The sequence below is a fragment of the Burkholderiaceae bacterium genome (assembly GCA_024235995.1).
Classification (GTDB): Bacteria; Pseudomonadota; Gammaproteobacteria; order Burkholderiales; family Burkholderiaceae_C; genus Ottowia.
In genome coordinates this window covers 155,001-173,757 of sequence record JACKLI010000001.1, presented here as the reverse complement: position 1 = coordinate 173,757, position 18,757 = coordinate 155,001, and the positions used below count along the sequence as shown (strand labels likewise).

Genomic DNA, 18,757 nt, shown 5'->3' with positions numbered 1-18,757 from the left:
TCCATGGACATCGCACGCTGGCTTGCCATCGGGGTTCTGGCCGCCGGCCTGGCCGGCTGCGCCAGCGGGCCACGCGTCGTGACGGCCGAGGTGCGCGCCAACGCCGCCCAGGGGCCGGGCGCGGCGCTGCTGCAGGCGGTGCACTACCGCTTCGATCCGCAGCCCCCGGTGGCCGGCCAACCCGCGCCGGCGCAGGTCGAGGCGCTGGCGCAGGCCGCGCTGGCGCGCGTGGGCGCGGTGCGTGACGACGCGCAGGCGCGCGTGAGCGTGCAGGCCAGCGCCAGCGTCCAGGCCGGCTGGTCCAGCGCCTGGGCCGAGCCCAGCAACACGCGCATCGCCCTGGGTTTTGGCGGCGGCTGGCGCGGCGCTGGCGTGGGTTTGGGCTGGGGCGGTCCGCTGGGCTGGGACGATTCGGTGCCGATCTATATCAGCGAAGTGAGCCTGGTGATGCGCGACGTGCACAGCGGCCAGATCGTCTACGACACCCGGGCCCGCCACGACGGCACCTGGAGCAACACCGGCGCCGTGCTGGCGGCCCTGTTTGCCGCCGCGCTGCAGGGCTATCCGAATCCGCCGCAGGGCCCGCAGCGCGTGGACGTGCCGATGTTGCTGGCGCCCGAGGCGCCGCCCGCGCTCAGGCCGACCGGCGCCGGCGACGCACGGCCGCCGCGCCCATGAGAAGGCTCAGCACGCCCAGGCCCCAGGCTTCCAGGGTCGGGACCGGCGCGATGGCGGCCGGCGGCGTGGGCCGGGGATCGATGTAGAACGGGCCGGTGTTGTAGCTGTCACCAGTCGCTCCCGTGCCGTCATTCGTGATGTCTGCGGTGACGAACAGGTAGGGGTTGCCCGGAGGGTTGTTCTGGTGATCCGCCGTGGGGTACAGCACATCGGCCTGGGCCGAAAGCACCTGCGAGGACTGCGCGCCGGCGGCCAGCGGCCCGAAACTGCAGGTCATCGATTGCACGGGTGCCGGACCTGCCGTGCAGGTGCCGGGGACTGCCGTGAAGTGCATTTCGGCCGGCAAGGCTACTGCAAACTCGCCCGCAGCCCCCATGGCGGGGCCTGCCGTGTTGTCCAGATTGACCGTGATGCTCGTGGTGTCGTTCAGGTAAAGCGGTTGCGACACCGCGGCGACGTTGATCGTCACGGCCTGCGCGGCCATGGCCACGGTCGTCAGGCCGAGAGCCAGGGCCGGGCGGGCAATGGATTTGAAAGGCATGGGGTCTGTCTCCGGTAGGGGGCGAATGCGATCGCCCGCATTGGCAACAATCGCTTCGGTTGTCAAGCCAAGTTTAGGGCGACATCCATGCAAACCCAAACCAACCATCGCTAACTGTTGGTTTCAATCCACAAGGGATTGCCCCGGGTTCCCGTTCACGACGCGGGGCCTGGGCGCCTGCCGACCGCCGGCTGGGGCAGGCGCCAAAAGGCCAGCGCGCCCAGCACCAGCAGTCCGGCGATGCAGCCGAACACCGCACCGAACGGGTCGATGCCGTGCGCCTGGGCGATGGAGGCGATGGCGCCGGTCAGCCACTGCACCAGCGCCACGCCCATGAACAGGGCCATGGTGAACAGCGCCATCGCGCGGCCGATCACCGCCGGCTCGTAGGCGTCCTTCACGTCCGGGTATTGCAGCGTGGCATAGCCCGAGGCCAGGCACACCAGCAGCATCGCCGCCACGTCCACCGGCGCGCTCACGCCCAGCGCCAGCAGGCCGAACAGCGCCGCCGACACGAGGGTGCCCGCCAGCAGCCACGGGCGGCGCCGGCGCGGCCCCGGGTCGAGCCGGCCGAACACCGGCAGGCTGGCCAGCGCCACCACCGTCAGCACCACCGCCAGGTTGCCGGTGGCCACCAGGCTCCAGCCGTGGCGCTGCATCATCACCGGCCCCAGCCACAGCCCGCGCAGCGCCACGAACGAGGCATAGGTCACCAGCGCCAGCGCGACGATGCCCAGGGTGTGCGGCAGCCGAAACAGCGCGCCGAAGGTGCGCAGCGACTCACGCAGCGACTCGCGCTGCGCCGCCGCGGGCGGCGGCGGCTCGCGCATCCACAGCGCGATGGCGCCCCAGGACAGCGCCGCGCACAGCGCCAGCACCCAGAAGCCCATGCGCCAGGAGCTGGCCTCGATCAGCCATGCCAGCGGCGTGCCGGTGGCCAGCATGCCCACGCCGCCCACCGCCAGGATGATGCTGGAGACCATGGTGTAGCGCGCCGGCGGAAAGTGCCGCGCGATGTACACCGTGCACACCAGGAAGGCCGGCGCGCAGCCGATGCCGATCAGGATCTGGCCGGCCACCAGCCAGCTGAAGCTGCCCGCCAGCGCCGACATCACCGCGCCCGCCACCATCAGCGGCGAGGCCGTCAGGATGGTGCGCCGCACCCCGTGCATGTCGATGCCGATGCCCATGAAAAGCTGCAGCGCGCCAAAGGCGAAGTGGTAGGCCGCCGCGAACGCGCCCAGCTGCTGCGGCGACAGGTGCAGCTCGGCCTGCAGCGGCTGGGCCATGATGGCGGCGATGGTGCGAAAGGCCTGGCTCATGGCAAAGCCGGTGGTCAGCAGCAGCAGCGCGGCCCAGCTGCCGCCGGTGGGCGCGGGTCGGTTGGGGGATGGGGCGGTGGTCATGGGGCAGGCGGGCGTGGTGTCTGGTCGGCCGGCCGTGTGCAGCAGGCGGCCGGCCTGCGAGCGTAACCGCCCGCCCGCGCCCGGCCCGGTCGCCTGTGGGACGGTGGCATGATCGACGTATGGAATGGACCCGTCTCTTGCTCGTGCGCCACGGCGAAACCGCCTGGAACGCCGACGGCCGCATCCAGGGGCACCTGGACATCGCGCTCAACGAGGTCGGCCGCGCGCAGGCCGGGCGGCTGGCCGCCAAGCTCCGGGACGAGGGCGAGCGCATCGATCTCATCTACAGCAGCGACCTGGCGCGCGCGCGGCAGACCGCCCAGGCCGTGGCCGACGCCACCGGCGTGCCACTGTTGGCCACGCCCGGCCTGCGCGAGCGGTGCTTCGGCGCCTTCCAGGGCCGCCGCTTTGCCGACGTCGAGGCCGAGCTGCCGCAGGATGCCGAGCGCTGGCGCCGGCGCGACCCGCACTGGGCGCCACCGGGTGGGGGTGAATCCTTGCTTCAATTCAAGGAGCGCATCACGCAGGTGGTATGCGGGCTGGCGGCCCAGAACATGGGCAAGCACGTGGCGATGTTCACCCATGGCGGGGTGCTCGACGTGCTGTACCGCGCCGCCACCGGCGCCAGCCTGCAGGACGCGCGCACCTGGCAGCTGGACAACGCGGCCGTCAACCGCCTGCTGTGGACGCCCGACGGCGGCCTGGCCCTGGTCGGCTGGGCCGACCGCTCGCACCTGGACGACACGCGCGATGAACGCCTGGCCTGACACCCTGCCCGCCGCCTGCGAGGCCCTGATCGGCCAGGGCGTGGACGCCATCGACACGCCCGCGCTGGTGGTGGACCTGGACGCCGCCGGCCGCAACCTGCAGCGCATGGCCGAGTTTGCCGCGCGCCACCGGCTGCGCCTGCGCCCGCACGCCAAGCTGCACAAGAGCGCCGCCTTCGCCCGGCTGCAGCTGCAGGCCGGCGCCGTCGGCCTGTGCACCCAGACCGTGGCCGAGGCCGAGGCGCTGGCCGCGGCGGGCATCCACGACCTGTTCATCAGCAACGAAGTGATCGCGCCCGCCAAGCTGCGGCGCGTGGCCGCGCTGGCGCAGCGCCTGCACGAGCGCGGCGGCCGCCTGGCGATTGCCGTGGACAGCGACGAGGGCATCGCGCGCCTGGCGCAGGCCATGCGCGCGGCCCCCGCCGGCGGCATCGACGTGTTCGTCGAGGTCGATATCGGCCAGGGCCGCTGCGGCGTGGCGCCCGGCGCGGCGGTGCTCGAGCGGGTGCGCACGCTGGCGGCGCATGCGCCTGTTTTGCGCTACGCCGGCCTGCAGGCCTACCACGGCGGCGCCCAGCACCTGCGCACGGTGGCCGAGCGCCGCGCGGCCATCGGCGCCAGCGCCGAGCGGCTGCGCGCCACGGGCGCGCTGCTGGCCGCGGCCGGGCTGGCGCCGCCGCTGGTCACCGGCGCGGGCACCGGCACCTTCGCCTGCGAGGCCGCCAGCGGCCTGTGGGGCGAGATCCAGCCCGGCAGCTTCCTGTTCATGGACGCTGACTACGCCCGCAACGAGCGCGACCCGGCCCAGCCCGTGTTCGAGCCCGCGCTGTTCGTCAAGTCGCAGGTCATCAGCGTGGCCGCGGACCACGCCGTGTGCGACGCCGGCCACAAGAGCCACGCCATCGACAGCGGCCTGCCGGCCGTGCACGCCCTGCCCGGCCAGCCCTCGCTGGTGGTGCACAACGGCGGCGACGAGGCCAGCATCCTGCGCCCCGTGGAGATTGCCGGCGGCATCCTGCGCGCCTTGCCGTCGCTGGGCGACACCGTGTGGCTGATTCCCGGCCACTGCGACCCCACCGTCAACCTGCACAACCAGCTGATCGCCGTGCGCGGCGGCCTGCTGGACGGCCGGGTGGAGGCCGTGGAGCCGGTGCTGGCGCGCGGCGTGTGGTGAGCGCGCGCCCGGGGGCTTGAGCAGGGGCCGCTCAGGCGTCCAGGTGCTCGGGCGCCGGCGCGTCGCCCGACGCCGTCCACTCCCTGGGCACGTGGGTGGGCGTGCTGGCGGTGGGCACGGCGCGGTGCGCGCTGGACTGCTCGGGCACCAGCCGGGTGATGGCGCCGGGGTGCGGCGCGCGCCGGTGCGTCAGCTCCTCGGCGATCTGCACCGCCGAGGCCGGGCGGCCGGCCACCGTGGGGCGCAGGGCGTCGATGGACCGCCACTCGTGCGCCGCCGGGATGTGCGGCGCGAAGCTGTGCGCGTCGGCCAGCGGCCAGTACAGGCGGTAGACGTTGTGCTGGTGCTCCAGGTCGTCCAGGATGGCGCGCGGGCGCAGGGTGGGCATGATGGCCGACAGCAGGCGGATGCGCTCGCTGTCGATGCGCCGCACGATGTGGTGGGTGCTGAGCTGGTCGGGGTGCATCAGGCCGGCGGCCTGCAGCAGCTCCTTGAGCGCGTGCAGCGTGTTGGCGTGGTACTGCGCCACGCGCGGGGCCTTGTCGGCCACCACCAGCGCGCGCTCGCGTCTCAGGTCCTGCGTGGTGATGCCGGTGGGGCAGAAGCCGCTGTGGCACACCTGCGCCTGGATGCAGCCCAGCGCCATCATGAAGCCGCGCCCCGAGTTGCACCAGTCGGCGCCCAGCGCGAACATGCGCGCCAGGTCGAACGAGTTGATCACCTTGCCGGCGGCGCCGATCTTGACGCGCTCGCGCAGGCCGGCGCCGATCAGCGTGTTGTGCACCAGGTGCAGGCCCTCCTGCACCGGCGCGCCCATGTGGTCGGCAAACTCGATCGGCGCGGCGCCGGTGCCGCCCTCGGCGCCGTCGACCACGATGTAGTCGGGCGTGATGTCGGTCTCCAGCATGGCCTTGACGATGCCGAACCACTCCCAGATGTGGCCGATGCACAGCTTGAAGCCCACCGGCTTGCCGCCCGACAGCTCGCGCAGGCGGGCGACGAACTGCATCAGCTCGACCGGCGTGGAGAACGCGCTGTGCGCCGAGGGCGAGATGCAGTCCACCCCCACCGGCACGCCGCGCGCGGCGGCGATCTCGGGCGTGACCTTGGCGCCCGGCAGCACGCCGCCGTGGCCGGGCTTGGCGCCCTGGCTCAGCTTGATCTCGATCATCTTCACCTGCGGCTCGCGCGCCTGCTGGGCAAAGCGCTCGGCGTTGAAGCTGCCGTCCGTGTTGCGGCAGCCGAAGTAGCCCGAGCCGATCTCCCACACCAGGTCGCCCCCGTGCTCGCGGTGGTAGCGGCTGATGCCGCCCTCGCCGGTATCGTGCGCGAAGCCGCCGATCCTGGCGCCCTGGTTGAGCGCCCGGATGGCGTTGGCCGACAGCGCGCCGAAGCTCATGGCCGAGATGTTGAACACGCTGGCGTTGTAGGGCTGGGTGCAGGGCGAGACGCCCACCGCCGGCGCGTCGGGGCGGCCGCCCAGCCAGATGCGGAAGTCGTGCGATTCGATCTTGGTGGTCTGCAGCGAGTGGTTGATCCACTCGTAGCCCTTGGCGCCCACGTCCAGCTTGGTGCCGAAGGGCCGCACGTCGGGCACGCCCTTGGCGCGCTGGTACACCACGGTGCGCTGTGCGCGGGTGAAGGGCTCGCCGGCGTCGTGGTCGCCCTCGACGAAGTACTGGCGGATCTCGGGGCGGATGAACTCCAGCAGGAAGCGCATGTGCCCCAGCACGGGGTAGTTGCGCAGCACCGCGTGGCGCGTCTGCGCGTGGTCGCGCCAGCCCAGCAGCGTGAGCGCGCCGAACGCGCCCAGCGGCACCCACCAGCCGCCGCCCCAGCGCAGCAGCGCGATGGCGCTGAGCAGCGTGAACAGGGCGCACAGCGCCCAGGTGGTGTAGCGGATGTGCTGAGCCAGGAACGCGCGCTGGGCCATGGGGCTGCTCCGGTGAAGGGCGGCCGCCGCGCGGCCGCTCGGGCCATCTTACCGAAGCGTGCTGGCCGCCCGGCGGCCTGCATCCGCGCCTGCCAGCGTGGGTTGACAGCTTCTTAGCCCGCCGCGATCCGCCGCACCAGCCCCGCCAGCGCATGCGCCACGGTTTGCGCGCGCACGGCGGCGCGGTCGCCGTCAAAGCGCCGGCATTCGGTCTCGGTGCGACCCGGCAGCTGCCAGCCGAACCACACGGTGCCCACCGGCTTGTCGGCGCTGCCGCCGCCGGGCCCGGCCACGCCGGTGACGGCCACGGCGACCTGCGCGCGGGCGTGCGCCACGGCGCCGCGCGCCATCGCGCGCGCCACCGGCTCGCTGACCGCGCCGTGCCGGGCGATCAGCTCGGCCGGCACGCCCAGCAGCTCGGTCTTGGCGGCGTTGCTGTAGGTGACGAAGCCGCGTTCGAACCAGTGGCTGGAGCCCGCCAGGTCGGTGCAGGCACCCGCGATCAGGCCGCCGGTGCAGCTTTCGGCGGTGGCCAGCAGCCAGCCGCGCGCCAGCAGGGCCGCGGCCAGTTCTTCAACGATTTCGGCCGTTGACCGGCCTGCATCCTGCGCAAGCAGCTCTTGATTTGATAGCGATCCGGTCATGGCACACGCACCAGGGCGATCACCAGCAAGGTGCAGCCGGCGGCCACCAGGTCGTCCAGCACGATGCCGAAGCCGCCGCGCCAGCCGCGCGCGCCGTGCAGCAGGCGGTCGGCCCAGCCCACCGGACCGGGCTTGACGGCGTCGAAGAAGCGAAACAGCGCAAACGCCGCCAGCTGCGCCCAGAAGCTGGCCGGCAGCACCAGCCACAGGACGAGCCAGAAGGCAACGACCTCGTCGGCCACCACGGCGCTGGGGTCGGCCACGTTCAGGTGGTCGGCGCTGACGGCACAGGCCCACCAGGCCAGCGGCAGCGACACGGCCAGCAGCCAGCCCAGCTGTGCGGGCGTCAGCCACAGGCCCAGCACCGCCCAGGCCAGCCAGGCCCACAGCGTGCCCACCGTGCCCGGCGCCACCGGCGACAGGCCCGAGCCGAAGCCCAGCCCGATCCAGTGCGCCGGATGGGCGCGCAGAAAGCGCACGCCGGGGCGCTGCGGCGGGGCCTCGATGCGCGGGGGCGGCGTGGGCGCGGCCGCCGGCGCGGGTGCTGCGTCGTCGGCGGCGTCGGGGCGTGGCGGCAGCGGGCGCGGGGTGACGTCGCTGACGTCGCCGCGCGGACGGTCGGACAGGCTCATGGTTTTGCTCCCTCCCCCGCTGGGGGAGGGCTGGGGTGGGGGCGCGCGGCGGTTTCTTGAGATGCGGGACGTGCCCCCATCCCCGCCTTCCCCCAGCGGGGGAAGGAGCCAGCCCGGGTCACGCGCGCGCTCATCGCCGCTCCCGCAGCCGCTCGTCCTTGGGCCAGCTGATGCGGTGCGTGGCGCTGAAGCCCTGCGTGGCGCCGGCGGCCAGCGGCTGCTCCCAGGCCACGGTGCCGGGCTCGTCGTGCCAGCGCTCGGTCTGCGGCGCGGGCTGGTAGTGCGACTCGACCTTCACGTCCTCATGCTCGGGCACCGGCGCGGCGTCCAGCACCTGCAGCTGGATGGGGGTGGCGTGGCGGTTGTGCACGGTGTAGCGGCGCTCGTCGGTGCGCTGGTGGCGCGTGCCGATGAAGCCGCCCGTGCCCTGCTGCTGCTCGGGGCGCTCGCTGCGCACGCTCACCAGCTCGTCGCGGCCGAAGGCCAGGCCCTCGCGCGTGCTGCGCTCGGCGTCGAAGCGCCCGCTGCCGACGAAGGCGCCGTCGCGGTACAGCTGCAGCGCGCCGGCGGGCCACACGCCGGGCGGGGTGGCCAGGCGGGCGATCAGGTAGGCGTGGGCGTCCAGCGCCGGCGTGGCGCGCACCAGCAGCTCGGTGTCCAGCGCCTGCTCGCCCAGCGCCAGCGTGACCTGCTGCCCGCTGGAGGGCACCGTCACGCGCTGGGGCACGGCAAATTCGGTGGCGAAGCTGCCCTGGAACACGCTGACGTCGAAGCGCGGCTCGTCGGCGTCCGCCTCGGCCGCCGACTTGGCGGCTGGGGCGGCGCGCAGCAATGGCGCGGCGGCCGGCGCGGCCATGACCGGGGCCGGCACGGCCTCGGCCTGGGGCGGCTGCACGCCCACGCGCCAGGGCCGGGGCAGCGGCCCCTGCGTGGCGGCGCCGGGCTGGCCGGTGGACAGGGTGATGGCCACGCCGTCCCAGTCCTCGCCCGTGCTTTGCGCCACCTGCGCCAGGCGCTCCAGACGCAGCTTTTTGGCGGCGCTGTCCAGCGTGGCGCGGTAGCCGGGCTGCCAGCCGGGGCCGCGCACGGCGTAGCTCAGGCGCAGCTCGCCGCCCTGCGGCGCGGCCAGCGTCACCTGCACCGTGCTGACGCGCGCGTGCGCGCTGGTGCTGCGCTCGCGCTCGGCCAGCAGGGGTTTCAGCTCGCGCTCCAGCTGCTCCTGCTGGCGCGCCAGCTGGTGCTGGCGTGCCAGCGCGTCCTGCCCGCCCTGGCGCAGCGCCTGCGCGGTGGCGGCGATCTGGGCCGGGGTGGCGGCGCCGGCGCGCGGGCCGTCGCCGGGCTGGCCAAAGCTCTTGAAGTAGCCGGTGGCCAGGTCGATGCCGCTGCTTTCGGCCTGCAGGCCGGCGATCTGGTCCTGCAGGGCGCGGATGCGCTCGTCCAGCGGGCTGGCGCAGGCGCCGCCCCGCAGCTCGCGCGCTTGCTGGCGCACCGCCAGCTCGCCCACGCGGATCCCGCTGGCGGCGCTGACCTGCAGGCTGGCGGCGTCCAGCGCGGCGGGCAGGCAGTCGAACGTGGCCTGGCGCGCGCCCGGCGCCACGCGCAGCACGCGCTCGACGGTGGCGCTGCCGGGGTAGAGCTTGACGGCGCTGATGCGCGAGGCGCCCTCGGCGCGCGGCGCGGCGGTCTGGGCGTGCGCGGGGGCCAGCGCAGCCAGGGCCAGCGCGGCGACGGCCAGCGGGCGAGAAAGATGATGGGGGGGCATGGGCAGTCCGGTGGGGAGCGTGCCACCAATGCTAGCAGCCCGCGCCGTGCTGGCGATGCCCGATGAAATCACATCAAAAACAGCCGCTGGCCCGCATCCGGCAATCGCGAGCAGCTATCAAAACAGGATAATCCGTGCTGCCTTCAGCCGGCCGTCTTCTGCAGCGCGGCGGCCAGCTCGTCGTCGATCGCGTTGGCGCGCAGCGCGGCCGGGCGCTGGGCGTGCAGCTGCGCAAAGCGCACGAACTCGGCGCGCGGCTCGATCGCCTTGAACTGCAGGTAAAAGCCGATCGCGGCGGCCACGAACAGATCGGCCGCGGTGAACGTATTGCCCGCCAGATGATCGCGCCCGCGCAGCGCGCCCTCCAGCGTGTCCAGCACGTCGGCCTCGGTGCCGTAGCCGGCCTGCTCGGGCTTGGCGAGTTGGCCGGCGCTCTTGGCGGTGAGCAGGGCCTCCAGCGGCCCCATGAAGGCGATCCAGCGGTAGTAGGGGCCGCGCTCGGGCGTGCCGGCGGCGGGGGCCAGGTGCTTGCCGGGCACCAGGTCGGCCAGGTACATCAGGATGGCGGCGTTCTCCGTCACCACCGTGTCGCCGTGCTTGATGGCGGGCACCTTGCCCATGGGGTTGATGGCGCGGTAGGCCGGCGCCTTCATGGTGCTGCCGTACTGCAGCACCTCGGTGGCGTAGGGCAGGCCGGTTTCTTCCAGCATCCAGCGCGTGACACGGCCGCGCGACCAGGGGTGGGTGTAGAGGGTGAGGGCAGAGGTCATTTTGGGGGCTTTCAGGTTGGCAGGGCATCCCAGTGTGCGCCGGGGCAATGTCAGTTTCTGTCAGCAGTGGGATGGGTGTGCAACTGGGCCTTCCAGCGCCGGATCAGCGCGTGCCGGCGCTCGGGCAGCGGCGCGTCGGTGGGGTGCAGGTGCAGCACGCGGTCGGCGCGGAAGTGGCGAAAGTCCTGGCGCAGCTCGCACCAGGCGGCCAGCATGCGCGACTGCTGGAAAAAGCCCATGGCAAACGGCCACACGGTGCGGCGCGTGGCCTGCCCGTCGGCGTCGCGGTACTGCAGCACCACCTTGCGCTCGTCGCGGATGGCGCGGCGCAGCGCGGGCAGCCAGGGCTCGGGCGCCGCCGGCGTGCCGGACTGCGGCACCATCAGGCCGCTGGTTTCCAGGCCCAGGCGCGCATCGGCCGGCAGGGTGCTGGCGATGCGGGTCAGCGCGCCGTCGGCGGCCCGGGCCAGCTCGGGGTCGGCCTGCAGGCTGACCCAGCGCGCGCCCAGCAGCAGGGCTTCCAGCTCGTCGGCGCTGAACATCAGCGGCGGCAGCAGAAAGCCCGGCCGCAGCACGTAGCCCACGCCCGGCTCGCCGGCGATGGCGGCGCCCTGCTCGCGCAGGGTGGCGACGTCGCGGTACAGGGTGCGCAGGGTCACGCCCAGCTCGCGCGCCAGCAGGGCGCCGGGCGCGGGGGTGCGGCGCCGGCGCAGGGTGTCCAGCAGTTGCAGCAGGCGGGCGGCGCGCGAGGCCATGGCGGCTCAGGCGAAGTGGTCGAAGGCGTGCAGGGTCTCGGTCAGCGGCTGGCCTTGGGCGTCCAGCACGCGCAGGCCGGGCGTGGCGCGGATGCGGCCGATGCGGGTGACGCGGGTGGCGGTCTGGGCGGCGGCGCGCTCGACGGCGGCGCGCGCGCCGGGCGGGGCGGTGAAGGCCAGCTCGTAGTCGTCGCCCCCGGCCAGTGCGGCGGCTTGCAGGGTTTTTGAATCCAACGGGACGCTGGCCGGCGTCAACAGATCGCCAACAGCTATTAATTTGGAAGCGATCGAGGCGTCGATGTCGGCCCCCACCTGCGAGGCTTTCAGGATGTGCCCCACGTCGCCCACCAGGCCGTCGCTGATGTCGATGGCGCTGCTGGCGATGCCGCGCAAGCAGCGGCCCAGCGCCAGGCGCGGCGTGGGGCGCTCCAGCCGCTGGCGCGCCAGGGCCAGCGCGGGGGCGGGCAGCGTCCATTCGCCGCGCAGCGCGCCCAGCGCCAGGCGCGCGTCGCCCAGGGTGCCGCTGACCCACAGCTCGTCGCCGGCCTGCGCGCCGTCGCGGCGCAGCGCCTGCCCGGCGGGCACCTGGCCGAAGACGGTGATGCACAGGTTGAGAGGGCCGGCCGTGGTGTCGCCCCCCACCAGCGGGCAGGCGTGGGCGGCGGCCAGATCAATCAGGCCGCTGCTGAGCGCGTCCAGCCAGGGCGCGTCCTGCGCGCGCTCGGGCGGCAGGGCCAGCGCCAGGGTGAAGGCCAGCGGCGTGGCGCCCATGGCAGCCAGGTCGCTCAGGTTGACGGCCAGCGCCTTGTGGCCCAGCGCGGCGGGGTCGACGCCGGCGAAAAAGTGGCGGCCCTCGACCAGCATGTCGCAGCTGACGGCCAGCTGCATGCCGGGCGCGGGCTGCAGCAGCGCGCAGTCGTCGCCGATGCCGAGGACTACCGAATCTGTAGCTGCTTGCGCTTGCTGGATGCGGGCTGCAGCCGATTTTTGCTTGAAAAAGCGCTCGATCAGGTCGAACTCGCCCATGCTCACGTCGCGCGGTGCGCGCGTCAGAGGCCGCCCAGCTCGAGCGCGCGCTTGCCCACCCGGCTGACCTGGTCGGCCATGCGCCGCACGTGGCCGGCGCGGCGCGCCGCGGCTTTCAAGAAGGCCATCATCAGCGGGCCGCTGTCCAGCACCTCGCTGGGCGCGCCGCTGCCGTGAAACTGGAACTCGGGGTGCCACTGCACGCCCATCACGAACGAGTGTCCGGTGTGGCGAATCGCCTCGGGCACGCGGTCGATGGGGCTGCGCGCCTCGATCACCAGGCCTCGGCCCAGCTCGCCCACGCACTGGTGGTGGATGCTGTTGACGCGCTGGGGCGCGTAGCCGTAGATGTCCGACAGGCGCGAGCCGGGCACGAAGTGCACCTCGTGCGTGAGGGTTTCGTAGCAGTTCAGGTCGAGGTGCGCGATGGCGCCCGGCCACTGGCTGGGAATGTCCTGCACCAGGGTGCCGCCGCAGTAGACATTGAGCAGCTGCGCGCCGCGGCAGATGCCCAGCACCGGCTTGCCGGCCTCGACGAAGCCGCGCAGCAGCTCCAGCTCGTACTCGTCGCGGATCGAATCGCATTCGCCGCATTCGGTGCAGGGCTGGGCGCCGTAAAAGCGCGGGCTGACGTCGGCGCCGCCCTGCAGCACCAGGCCGTCGAGCTGCTCGACCAGGTCGACGATGGGCGGGCGCCGGCGCGCCTTGACCATGCGGTGGTCGACGAAGGGGATCATCAGCGCCACCACGCCGTGCGACATGATCCACTGCGCCATGTTGCTTTCGAGAAACTGCAGCCGCTTGCGCGGCAGGCCGGAGCCGGCGGGGGGCTGGTGCAGCAGGCGGGCCGAGATGCCGATGCGCAGGGTCATGATGGGGGCGATTGTTCCACTGTTTGGTGCCGCCAAGGTGTGAATGAGTTCCGGGAATCGGGCGGCTGCGCAGCGGCTCAGGGGGATGCTTCCCTAAACCTCAGGCTGGCCTGCCGGATCACCTCGGCCAGCAAATCCTCGCGCTGCTGGCACTCGCGCAGCCAGCGCGCGTGGTTGCGGTTGGCCTGCACCTGGGCGTGCAGCAGCTCCAGCGCGCCGCTGGCCTGGCACTGCGCGGCCAAGGGCGCCAGCTGCTCGAAGCTGGCCAGCAGGTGGTCGCGCAGGGGCTGGTGCGTGCCGGTGGCCGGATCGACGTACACCGCGTCCAGCCCGAAGCGGCAGGCCTGGAAGCGGTTGTAGCTGTAGACCAGGTAGTCGTCCTCGCAGGGCGTGAAGGGGCGCTGCGTCTGCAGCCAGGCCGCCAGCGCCTGCACGTAGCCGGCCAGCGCGGCGGCGTGCTGCACCGTCAGCGGGGTGTCGAACACGCGCACCTCGATCGTGCCGTACTCGGGCTTGGGGCGGATGTCCCAGTAGAAGTCCTTCATGCTCTGCACCACGCCGGTGCGCGTCATCTTGTCGAAGTACTGCTCGAACTCGCCCCAGCTCAGCACGCAGGGCGCGCGCCCGGACAGCGGAAAGGCGAACACCGAGTTCAGCCGGGCCGAGTCGAAGGCCGTGTCCTGCCCCTGCACGAAGGGGCTGGAGGCCGCCAGCGCGATGAAGTGCGGGATGTAGCGCGACAGCCCGTGCAGGGTGTAGAGCGCGGTGTCGGCGTCGGGGCAGCCCACGTGCACGTGCTGGCCGAAGATGGTGAACTGCTTGCTGAGGTAGCCGTACAGCTGCGACAGCTGCTGGAAGCGCGGCTTGTCGTAGATGCGCTGCTGGTGCCACTGCTGGAACGGGTGCGTGCCGCCGCCCACCACGGCGATGTTGAGCTTGTCGGCGCACCGGACCAGCGCGTCGCGGATCTGGCCCAGCTGGGCGTGCGCCTCGCTCCAGCTGTGGCACACGTCGGTGGAGATCTCGATCATGCTCTCGGTCATCTCGGGCACCACCGAGCCGGGCAGCTGCTGCTTGCCCATCAGGCGCAGCATGTCGCTGGCGTAGTGCGCCAGGTCGTAGTCCACCGTATTGACCAGCTGCAGCTCCAGCTCGACGCCGAGCGTGAGTGCCTCGGATTGGGAAAAGGGCTGAAGACTCATGACTTGCCCTCCTCGCCATCGCCTGCGGGCGGCTCGCGCCGGCGCTCCGGCTGCGCCGCCTCGCCCGAGCGCACCAGCGCCACGCTGACCATCACGGCGCCCACCAGCTCGGTGATCAAAATCACCGGCAGGGCAATAGCCGCCACCTGCTGGCCCACGCCGTGCGAGGCGCTGACGAAGCGCGAGGTCAGCAGCAGCGCCACCGCCGACATCGGCACCAGGGCCGCGCCCACCCACAGCGTCTGGCGCGGCGCCATGCCGGTGCCGAAGCCCGTCAGCAGCAGGCTGGCCACCTTGGCGCCGGCGCGCACGGCGATCAGCGCCAGCGCGGCGCCAAAGCTGGCGGCGCCCCAGTCGCCGCGCACCGCCATGGCCGACACCAGCACGAACATCACGATGCTGAGCATGCTGGCGGCGGTGCCCAGCTGGCGCGGCCACACCCAGGGGCGCGGGTGCACCTGCCGCAGCGCCAGGCCGCCCAGCAGCGCCGCCAGCGGCGCCGAGCCGCCCAGCGGCGTGGTGCCGGCCACGGCCGCGGCCACCAGTGCCAGGATGACGATGGCGGTGTCCTGGCTGGTCGGCCGCAGCAGGCGCAGCGCTATCGTCAGCACTGCGGCCAGAACGGCGCCCACCAGGGCCGACAGGCCCAGCACCGTGAGCGAGTAGGCCAGCGAGGCCGCCAGCGTGCCCTCGCCGCGGTCGATGGTGCGCAGCATGGCCGTGCCCAGCGTGAGCGCGTACAGGGTGTTGAGCGTGGCCAGGGCGATGGCGCGGTCGGTCACCGGCCCGCCGGCGCGCAGGTCGGCCACCACGCGCATCAGCACCGCCGGCGAGGCCGCCACCGCAATGATGGCCAGCGCCCGCACCACGGGCGCGTCCAGCCCCAGCGCGCGCAGCACGCCGTAGGCGGCGGCAAAGGTCAGCAGCGACTCGGCCACGCTTTGCAGCAGCACCATGGGGTTGTGCCGGAACCAGCGCAGCGGCAGGCGCGCGCCGGCCTCGAACAGCACCACGGCAATGCCCAGCTCCAGCAGGAACAGGCCCACGCCGCGCAGCGGCCAGGTGGCGCCGGCCAGGCCGGCCGCCCCGGCCAGCGCGCCCACCACGGCGTAGCCCAGCACCTTGGGCAGGCCGGCCAGGCGCTGCACCATGTGGCCGGCCAGGGCCGCCAGGGCCAGCAGCAGGGCCCATTCGAGGGTGTCGAGCGCGGGGGCGAAGGGCGATGCCGCGCTCCAGGGGGCAATCCATTGATCGGTCAAAAGCCGGTGTCCTCGTCGGGACGGCGCACGCGCGGGGCGCGCGCCGGTCAAGGGTGGCAGGCTCGGCGTGGCAGCCCGGTGGTGCGCACGCGCGAGATGAAAACGATAAAACAAAAAATGAAAAGACCCAAGGGTCGGCTCGATCCTAACGCGATTCGCCGGTCTCGGGAACCGGGGGCGCGGGGCTGGCGCCGGCCTGCGCGCTCACCGGCAGGATGAACGACAGCGGCTGACGCAGTGCGCGCCGGCCCATGGCGGCGTACAGGCGGCGGCGGTCGACGCCGGTGACGTTCTGCGCCGTCAGCGCCAATCGAAACGCGAGGTAAAAACTGACGGCGAGGTCGAGAAAACCGGTGATGACGATGCCGCCGGCGGCCCACCATAGCGCCGGCTGCTGCCACACGCCGGGGCCCAGGTGCTGCGCGGCGACGGCGATCTGGCCCGACACCAGGGTGACGTGGCGCACCTCCACCGGAATGCCGAAGAAGCCGACGATGGGCGGCACCAGCCCCAGCAGCAGGCCCAGCGAAACGTTGGCCGTCCAGCCGGAGATGTTCTCGCCCCAGTAGCGGCCCCAGCGGCGCGCGCGCTCGGCACCCAGCCGCCGCGTGATGCGCGGGTGGTAGGCGATGACCGAGTCCAGCCGGTGCAGCACGAACCAGTTCTCCACCCAGCCGGCGATGATGCTGGAGGCGAACAGCAGCGCGCCGGTGACGATGGCGTAGGGGATGGTGCGCCCCAGCATGTGGTGCTCGTCCAGGATGTGCCGGGCATGCGCGTCGTCCACCAGCGCGCCCCAGCCCAGCGCCTGGATGCCCGCCGCCAGCGCGTAGGCCACCGCCAGCACCATCACCACGTTGCCGACGATGGCGACGAACTGCGAGCGCAGCAGGTGCACCACCTCGGTGACGAAGTCCTCGTAGGCCTGGGGCGACTGCAGGTCCTTGAGCTTGGCGGCCATGCTGGGCGCGGTCATGGCCGGCTGCTTGGTGGCCACCGTCCAGTGCAGCAGCATGATGACGACGAAGGAGACGGCGTAGTTCAGCCCCGCGGCCACGCCGCCCCAGAAGGCCGACAGGCCCAGCCCCACGATCACCAGCTTGCTCAGCGTGGTCAGCGCCATCACGGCGCCGCCGCCGGCGGCCGCGCCCATCATGTGCAGGTATTCGTCCTTGTCGTGGGTGATGTAGTGCTCGCCGGTCTCGGCGTTGCGCTCGGTCACCTTGGCCGCCAGCAGCTGCGTGCTGTCGCGCACCAGCTCGCCGATGCTGCCGCTGTCGCGGTTGACGCGCACCAGGTGCGACAGCAGCTGCGCCGTGGCCAGCGCCGGCGAGTCGGTCTCCAGGCACAGCAGCAGCGCCTTGACGCGGATGATGCGCTGGCGCAGCTGGCGCAGCTGGAACTCGATGTGCACCGAGATGCCGTGCTCCTTCAGGTGCTCGTACACGGTGGAGGTCGCGGCGCGGCAGCTGTCCAGCTGCTCGCGCAGCGTGCCCAGCGCCACCAGCGCCGGGGCGCTGGTGCGCCCGTGCGCCAGCACCGCCTGGCGCAGCGCCTCGAAGCCGACGGGCAGCACGGCGAAGGGCCGCTCGCGCTGCAGCCGCGGGTCCAGCCGGGCGCGGATCTCGGCCGACTGGCCGCTGGCGCTGATCTGGCTGAGCGCGTGCGCCAGCGCGTTCAGCAGCGTGCGCAGCGCGTAGTCCTGGGCGCTTTCGGGCACCTGGGGCTCCGTCAGCGTGTGGCGCAGGCGCTGCAGCGTGGGCGCATCCAGCGCGCGCAGCCAGCGGGCGTCGAACTCGTAGGGAAACAGCAGCGGGAACAGCTCGCGCAGGTCGGTGGTCTCGGGCGTGGGCAGGATCAGCTTGCGCCGCAGCCGGTCGGCCAGCTCGGCCAGGAAGGCGTTGCGCGGCGCGAAGCCCAGGTCGGCCAGCAGCGACGTGGCGTCCACCTCGGTCAGGAACTCGGTCCACCACTGGCGCCACAGCACCAGCCATTGCGGGTCGGCCTCGGCGGCGTCCAGCAGCTCGCGCACGCGCGCCGCGGCGCCCTCGGGATCGGTGCGCGTGCCGCGCACCCAGTCCAGCAGCTGCATCAGCCACAGGTGGCGCTCGGCCAGCGGCGCGTGCGGGTCGAGCGCGCGCAGCAGCTCGCTCAGCTCGGGCAGTCGTTTGGCCATGGCGGGTCAGTGCAGCACGCGGGGGGCCGGCGCGTCGCCCTGGCTGGCATCGAGCACGAACAGCGGAATGGGCGCCTCGAACCGGGCGCCGTCCTCGGCCACGCAGAAATAGCTGCCGTGCATGGTGCCGCTGGCCGTGCGCAGGCGGCAGCCGCTGGTGTACTGGAAGGCCTCGCCCGGCTGCAGCAGCGGCTGCTGGCCGACCACGCCCAGGCCCTTGACCTCCTCGGTGTGGCCGCGCGCGTCCTGGATGATCCAGTGGCGCGAGACGAGTTGCGCCGCCACGTCGCCCGTGTTGCGCACCGTGATGGTGTAGGCAAAGCCGTACAGGCCGGCCTCGGGGTCGGATTGGTCGGGCAGGAAGCTGGGTGCGGCGTCGACGCTGAATTGGTATTTCGCCATGATGGCGCCATGGTACCTGCGCGACAATCGCTCGCCATGAGCACCACCTTCCGCATCGCCCCGTCCATTCTCTCGGCCGACTTCGCCCGCCTGGGCGAGGAGGTCGGCGCCGTGATCGCCGCCGGCGCCGACTGGATCCACTTCGACGTGATGGACAACCACTACGTGCCCAACCTCACCTTCGGACCGATGGTGCTGCAGGCGCTCAAGGCCCACGCCCGCACGCCCGCCGGCGTGCCGGTGCCGCTGGACGTGCACATGATGGTGCAGCCGGTCGACGCGCTGGCCCAGGCCTTCGCGCAGGCGGGCGCCGACCTGATCAGCTTCCACCCCGACGCCACGGCGCACCCGCACCGCAGCGTGCAGGCCATCAAGGCCACCGGCTGCCAGGCCGGCCTGGTGTTCAACCCGGCCGCGCCGCTGGATGTGCTGGACTGGCTGATCGACGAGATCGACCTCATCCTCGTCATGAGCGTGAACCCCGGCTTCGGTGGTCAATCCTTTATCGATAGCGCCTTGCGCAAGGTGGAAGCGGCGCGCAAGCGCATCGAGGCATCAGGACGGGACATCCGCCTGGAGGTGGACGGCGGCATCAAGCCCGCCAACATCCGCCAGGTGGCCGACGCCGGCGCCGACACCTTCGTGGCCGGCAGCGCCATCTTCGGCCAGCCCGACTACGCGGCCGCCATCGGCCAGATGCGGCGCGCGCTGCAGGGTTGACAAGGGGTGCCCCGCCCCTTGAAGGAGCGGGAGCAAGG

The 18,757-nt window shown here is 72.8% G+C and carries 18 protein-coding genes; 4 read left to right on the top strand and 14 right to left on the bottom strand.

Annotated features, from left to right (window positions below; translation table 11 throughout):
• The first annotated feature begins 3 nt into the window (after positions 1–3).
• Entirely contained in the window at positions 4–678 is a 675-nt protein-coding gene (locus H6927_00830; GenBank protein ID MCP5216644.1) for a hypothetical protein, read from the top strand.
• On the opposite strand, the gene H6927_00825 is transcribed toward H6927_00830, so the two are convergent.
• Both H6927_00825 and H6927_00820 read right to left on the bottom strand, forming a co-directional pair.
• A complete protein-coding gene (locus H6927_00825) occupies positions 635–1,219 on the bottom strand; it encodes an IPTL-CTERM sorting domain-containing protein (GenBank protein MCP5216643.1) in 585 nt (194 codons plus the stop codon). The two genes, H6927_00830 and H6927_00825, sit on opposite strands and share 44 nt — an antisense overlap.
• Before the next feature lie 155 nt (positions 1,220–1,374).
• Complete coding sequence (locus H6927_00820) at positions 1,375–2,625, bottom strand: MFS transporter (protein MCP5216642.1); 1,251 nt, start codon at positions 2,623–2,625, stop codon at positions 1,375–1,377.
• Positions 2,626–2,744: 119 nt separating this feature from the next.
• On the opposite strand from H6927_00820, the gene H6927_00815 reads away from it, so the two are divergent.
• Positions 2,745–3,392 (top strand): histidine phosphatase family protein, encoded by a 648-nt coding sequence (locus H6927_00815; GenBank protein MCP5216641.1) that lies wholly within the window; start codon positions 2,745–2,747, stop codon positions 3,390–3,392.
• Complete coding sequence (locus tag H6927_00810) at positions 3,376–4,566, top strand: DSD1 family PLP-dependent enzyme (protein ID MCP5216640.1); 1,191 nt, start codon at positions 3,376–3,378, stop codon at positions 4,564–4,566. The genes H6927_00815 and H6927_00810 overlap by 17 nt, the downstream gene beginning before the upstream one ends.
• 31 nt (positions 4,567–4,597) lie before the next feature.
• On the opposite strand, the gene H6927_00805 is transcribed toward H6927_00810, so the two are convergent.
• The 12 genes from H6927_00805 to apaG form a co-directional block, all read right to left on the bottom strand.
• Complete coding sequence (locus H6927_00805) at positions 4,598–6,499, bottom strand: FMN-binding glutamate synthase family protein (protein MCP5216639.1); 1,902 nt, start codon at positions 6,497–6,499, stop codon at positions 4,598–4,600.
• Positions 6,500–6,612: 113 nt separating this feature from the next.
• Positions 6,613–7,143, bottom strand: a complete 531-nt coding sequence (locus H6927_00800; GenBank protein ID MCP5216638.1) for a CinA family protein — start codon at positions 7,141–7,143, stop codon at positions 6,613–6,615.
• Positions 7,140–7,775: a phosphatidylglycerophosphatase A gene (locus H6927_00795; protein ID MCP5216637.1), complete on the bottom strand. Its 636-nt coding sequence runs from the start codon at positions 7,773–7,775 to the stop codon at positions 7,140–7,142. Before H6927_00795 ends, H6927_00800 begins: the two co-directional genes overlap by 4 nt.
• Before the next feature lie 130 nt (positions 7,776–7,905).
• Positions 7,906–9,537 carry a DUF4139 domain-containing protein gene (locus tag H6927_00790; GenBank protein ID MCP5216636.1) on the bottom strand — a complete coding sequence of 544 codons (1,632 nt, stop codon included), beginning with the start codon at positions 9,535–9,537 and terminating at the stop codon, positions 7,906–7,908.
• Between the two features lie 143 nt (positions 9,538–9,680).
• Positions 9,681–10,307, bottom strand: a complete 627-nt coding sequence (locus H6927_00785; protein MCP5216635.1) for a glutathione S-transferase — start codon at positions 10,305–10,307, stop codon at positions 9,681–9,683.
• Positions 10,308–10,357: 50 nt separating this feature from the next.
• Positions 10,358–11,062: a YafY family transcriptional regulator gene (locus H6927_00780; GenBank protein MCP5216634.1), complete on the bottom strand. Its 705-nt coding sequence runs from the start codon at positions 11,060–11,062 to the stop codon at positions 10,358–10,360.
• Between the two features lie 6 nt (positions 11,063–11,068).
• Positions 11,069–12,088 carry a thiamine-phosphate kinase gene (gene thiL / locus H6927_00775; GenBank protein ID MCP5216633.1) on the bottom strand — a complete coding sequence of 340 codons (1,020 nt, stop codon included), beginning with the start codon at positions 12,086–12,088 and terminating at the stop codon, positions 11,069–11,071.
• 23 nt (positions 12,089–12,111) lie between these two features.
• Complete coding sequence (locus tag H6927_00770) at positions 12,112–12,960, bottom strand: gamma-glutamyl-gamma-aminobutyrate hydrolase family protein (GenBank protein MCP5216632.1); 849 nt, start codon at positions 12,958–12,960, stop codon at positions 12,112–12,114.
• Between the two features lie 77 nt (positions 12,961–13,037).
• Entirely contained in the window at positions 13,038–14,162 is a 1,125-nt protein-coding gene (locus tag H6927_00765; protein ID MCP5216631.1) for a glutamate--cysteine ligase, read from the bottom strand.
• Complete coding sequence (locus tag H6927_00760) at positions 14,159–15,313, bottom strand: cation:proton antiporter (GenBank protein MCP5216630.1); 1,155 nt, start codon at positions 15,311–15,313, stop codon at positions 14,159–14,161. The genes H6927_00765 and H6927_00760 overlap by 4 nt, the downstream gene beginning before the upstream one ends.
• 253 nt (positions 15,314–15,566) lie before the next feature.
• Positions 15,567–17,597 (bottom strand): recombinase, encoded by a 2,031-nt coding sequence (locus tag H6927_00755; protein MCP5216629.1) that lies wholly within the window; start codon positions 17,595–17,597, stop codon positions 15,567–15,569.
• Positions 17,598–17,603: 6 nt separating this feature from the next.
• Positions 17,604–17,999, bottom strand: coding sequence for a Co2+/Mg2+ efflux protein ApaG (apaG, locus tag H6927_00750; protein MCP5216628.1), 396 nt, complete (start codon positions 17,997–17,999; stop codon positions 17,604–17,606).
• A 36-nt stretch (positions 18,000–18,035) separates the two neighbouring features.
• Here apaG and rpe point away from each other — a divergent pair, with 36 nt between their 5' ends.
• On the top strand, positions 18,036–18,719 hold the full coding sequence (rpe, locus tag H6927_00745) for a ribulose-phosphate 3-epimerase (protein ID MCP5216627.1): 684 nt from the start codon (positions 18,036–18,038) through the stop codon (positions 18,717–18,719).
• Positions 18,720–18,757: the final 38 nt, after the last annotated feature.

What these genes read in the sequence shown, in the direction of transcription:
- H6927_00810 (MCP5216640.1), top strand. Translation starts at nt 3,376, where the DNA reads ATGAACGCCTGGCCTGACACCCTGCCCGCCGCCTGCGAGGCCCTGATC.
- H6927_00825 (MCP5216643.1), bottom strand. Translation starts at nt 1,219, where the DNA reads ATGCCTTTCAAATCCATTGCCCGCCCGGCCCTGGCTCTCGGCCTGACG.
- H6927_00795 (MCP5216637.1), bottom strand. Translation starts at nt 7,775, where the DNA reads ATGAGCCTGTCCGACCGTCCGCGCGGCGACGTCAGCGACGTCACCCCG.
- H6927_00790 (MCP5216636.1), bottom strand. Translation starts at nt 9,537, where the DNA reads ATGCCCCCCCATCATCTTTCTCGCCCGCTGGCCGTCGCCGCGCTGGCC.
- H6927_00765 (MCP5216631.1), bottom strand. Translation starts at nt 14,162, where the DNA reads ATGAGTCTTCAGCCCTTTTCCCAATCCGAGGCACTCACGCTCGGCGTC.
- H6927_00785 (MCP5216635.1), bottom strand. Translation starts at nt 10,307, where the DNA reads ATGACCTCTGCCCTCACCCTCTACACCCACCCCTGGTCGCGCGGCCGT.
- H6927_00830 (MCP5216644.1), top strand. Translation starts at nt 4, where the DNA reads ATGGACATCGCACGCTGGCTTGCCATCGGGGTTCTGGCCGCCGGCCTG.
- thiL (MCP5216633.1), bottom strand. Translation starts at nt 12,088, where the DNA reads ATGGGCGAGTTCGACCTGATCGAGCGCTTTTTCAAGCAAAAATCGGCT.
- H6927_00815 (MCP5216641.1), top strand. Translation starts at nt 2,745, where the DNA reads ATGGAATGGACCCGTCTCTTGCTCGTGCGCCACGGCGAAACCGCCTGG.
- H6927_00760 (MCP5216630.1), bottom strand. Translation starts at nt 15,313, where the DNA reads ATGGTGCAGCGCCTGGCCGGCCTGCCCAAGGTGCTGGGCTACGCCGTG.
- H6927_00780 (MCP5216634.1), bottom strand. Translation starts at nt 11,062, where the DNA reads ATGGCCTCGCGCGCCGCCCGCCTGCTGCAACTGCTGGACACCCTGCGC.
- H6927_00800 (MCP5216638.1), bottom strand. Translation starts at nt 7,143, where the DNA reads ATGACCGGATCGCTATCAAATCAAGAGCTGCTTGCGCAGGATGCAGGC.
- H6927_00755 (MCP5216629.1), bottom strand. Translation starts at nt 17,597, where the DNA reads ATGGCCAAACGACTGCCCGAGCTGAGCGAGCTGCTGCGCGCGCTCGAC.
- apaG (MCP5216628.1), bottom strand. Translation starts at nt 17,999, where the DNA reads ATGGCGAAATACCAATTCAGCGTCGACGCCGCACCCAGCTTCCTGCCC.
- H6927_00820 (MCP5216642.1), bottom strand. Translation starts at nt 2,625, where the DNA reads ATGACCACCGCCCCATCCCCCAACCGACCCGCGCCCACCGGCGGCAGC.
- H6927_00805 (MCP5216639.1), bottom strand. Translation starts at nt 6,499, where the DNA reads ATGGCCCAGCGCGCGTTCCTGGCTCAGCACATCCGCTACACCACCTGG.
- H6927_00770 (MCP5216632.1), bottom strand. Translation starts at nt 12,960, where the DNA reads ATGACCCTGCGCATCGGCATCTCGGCCCGCCTGCTGCACCAGCCCCCC.
- rpe (MCP5216627.1), top strand. Translation starts at nt 18,036, where the DNA reads ATGAGCACCACCTTCCGCATCGCCCCGTCCATTCTCTCGGCCGACTTC.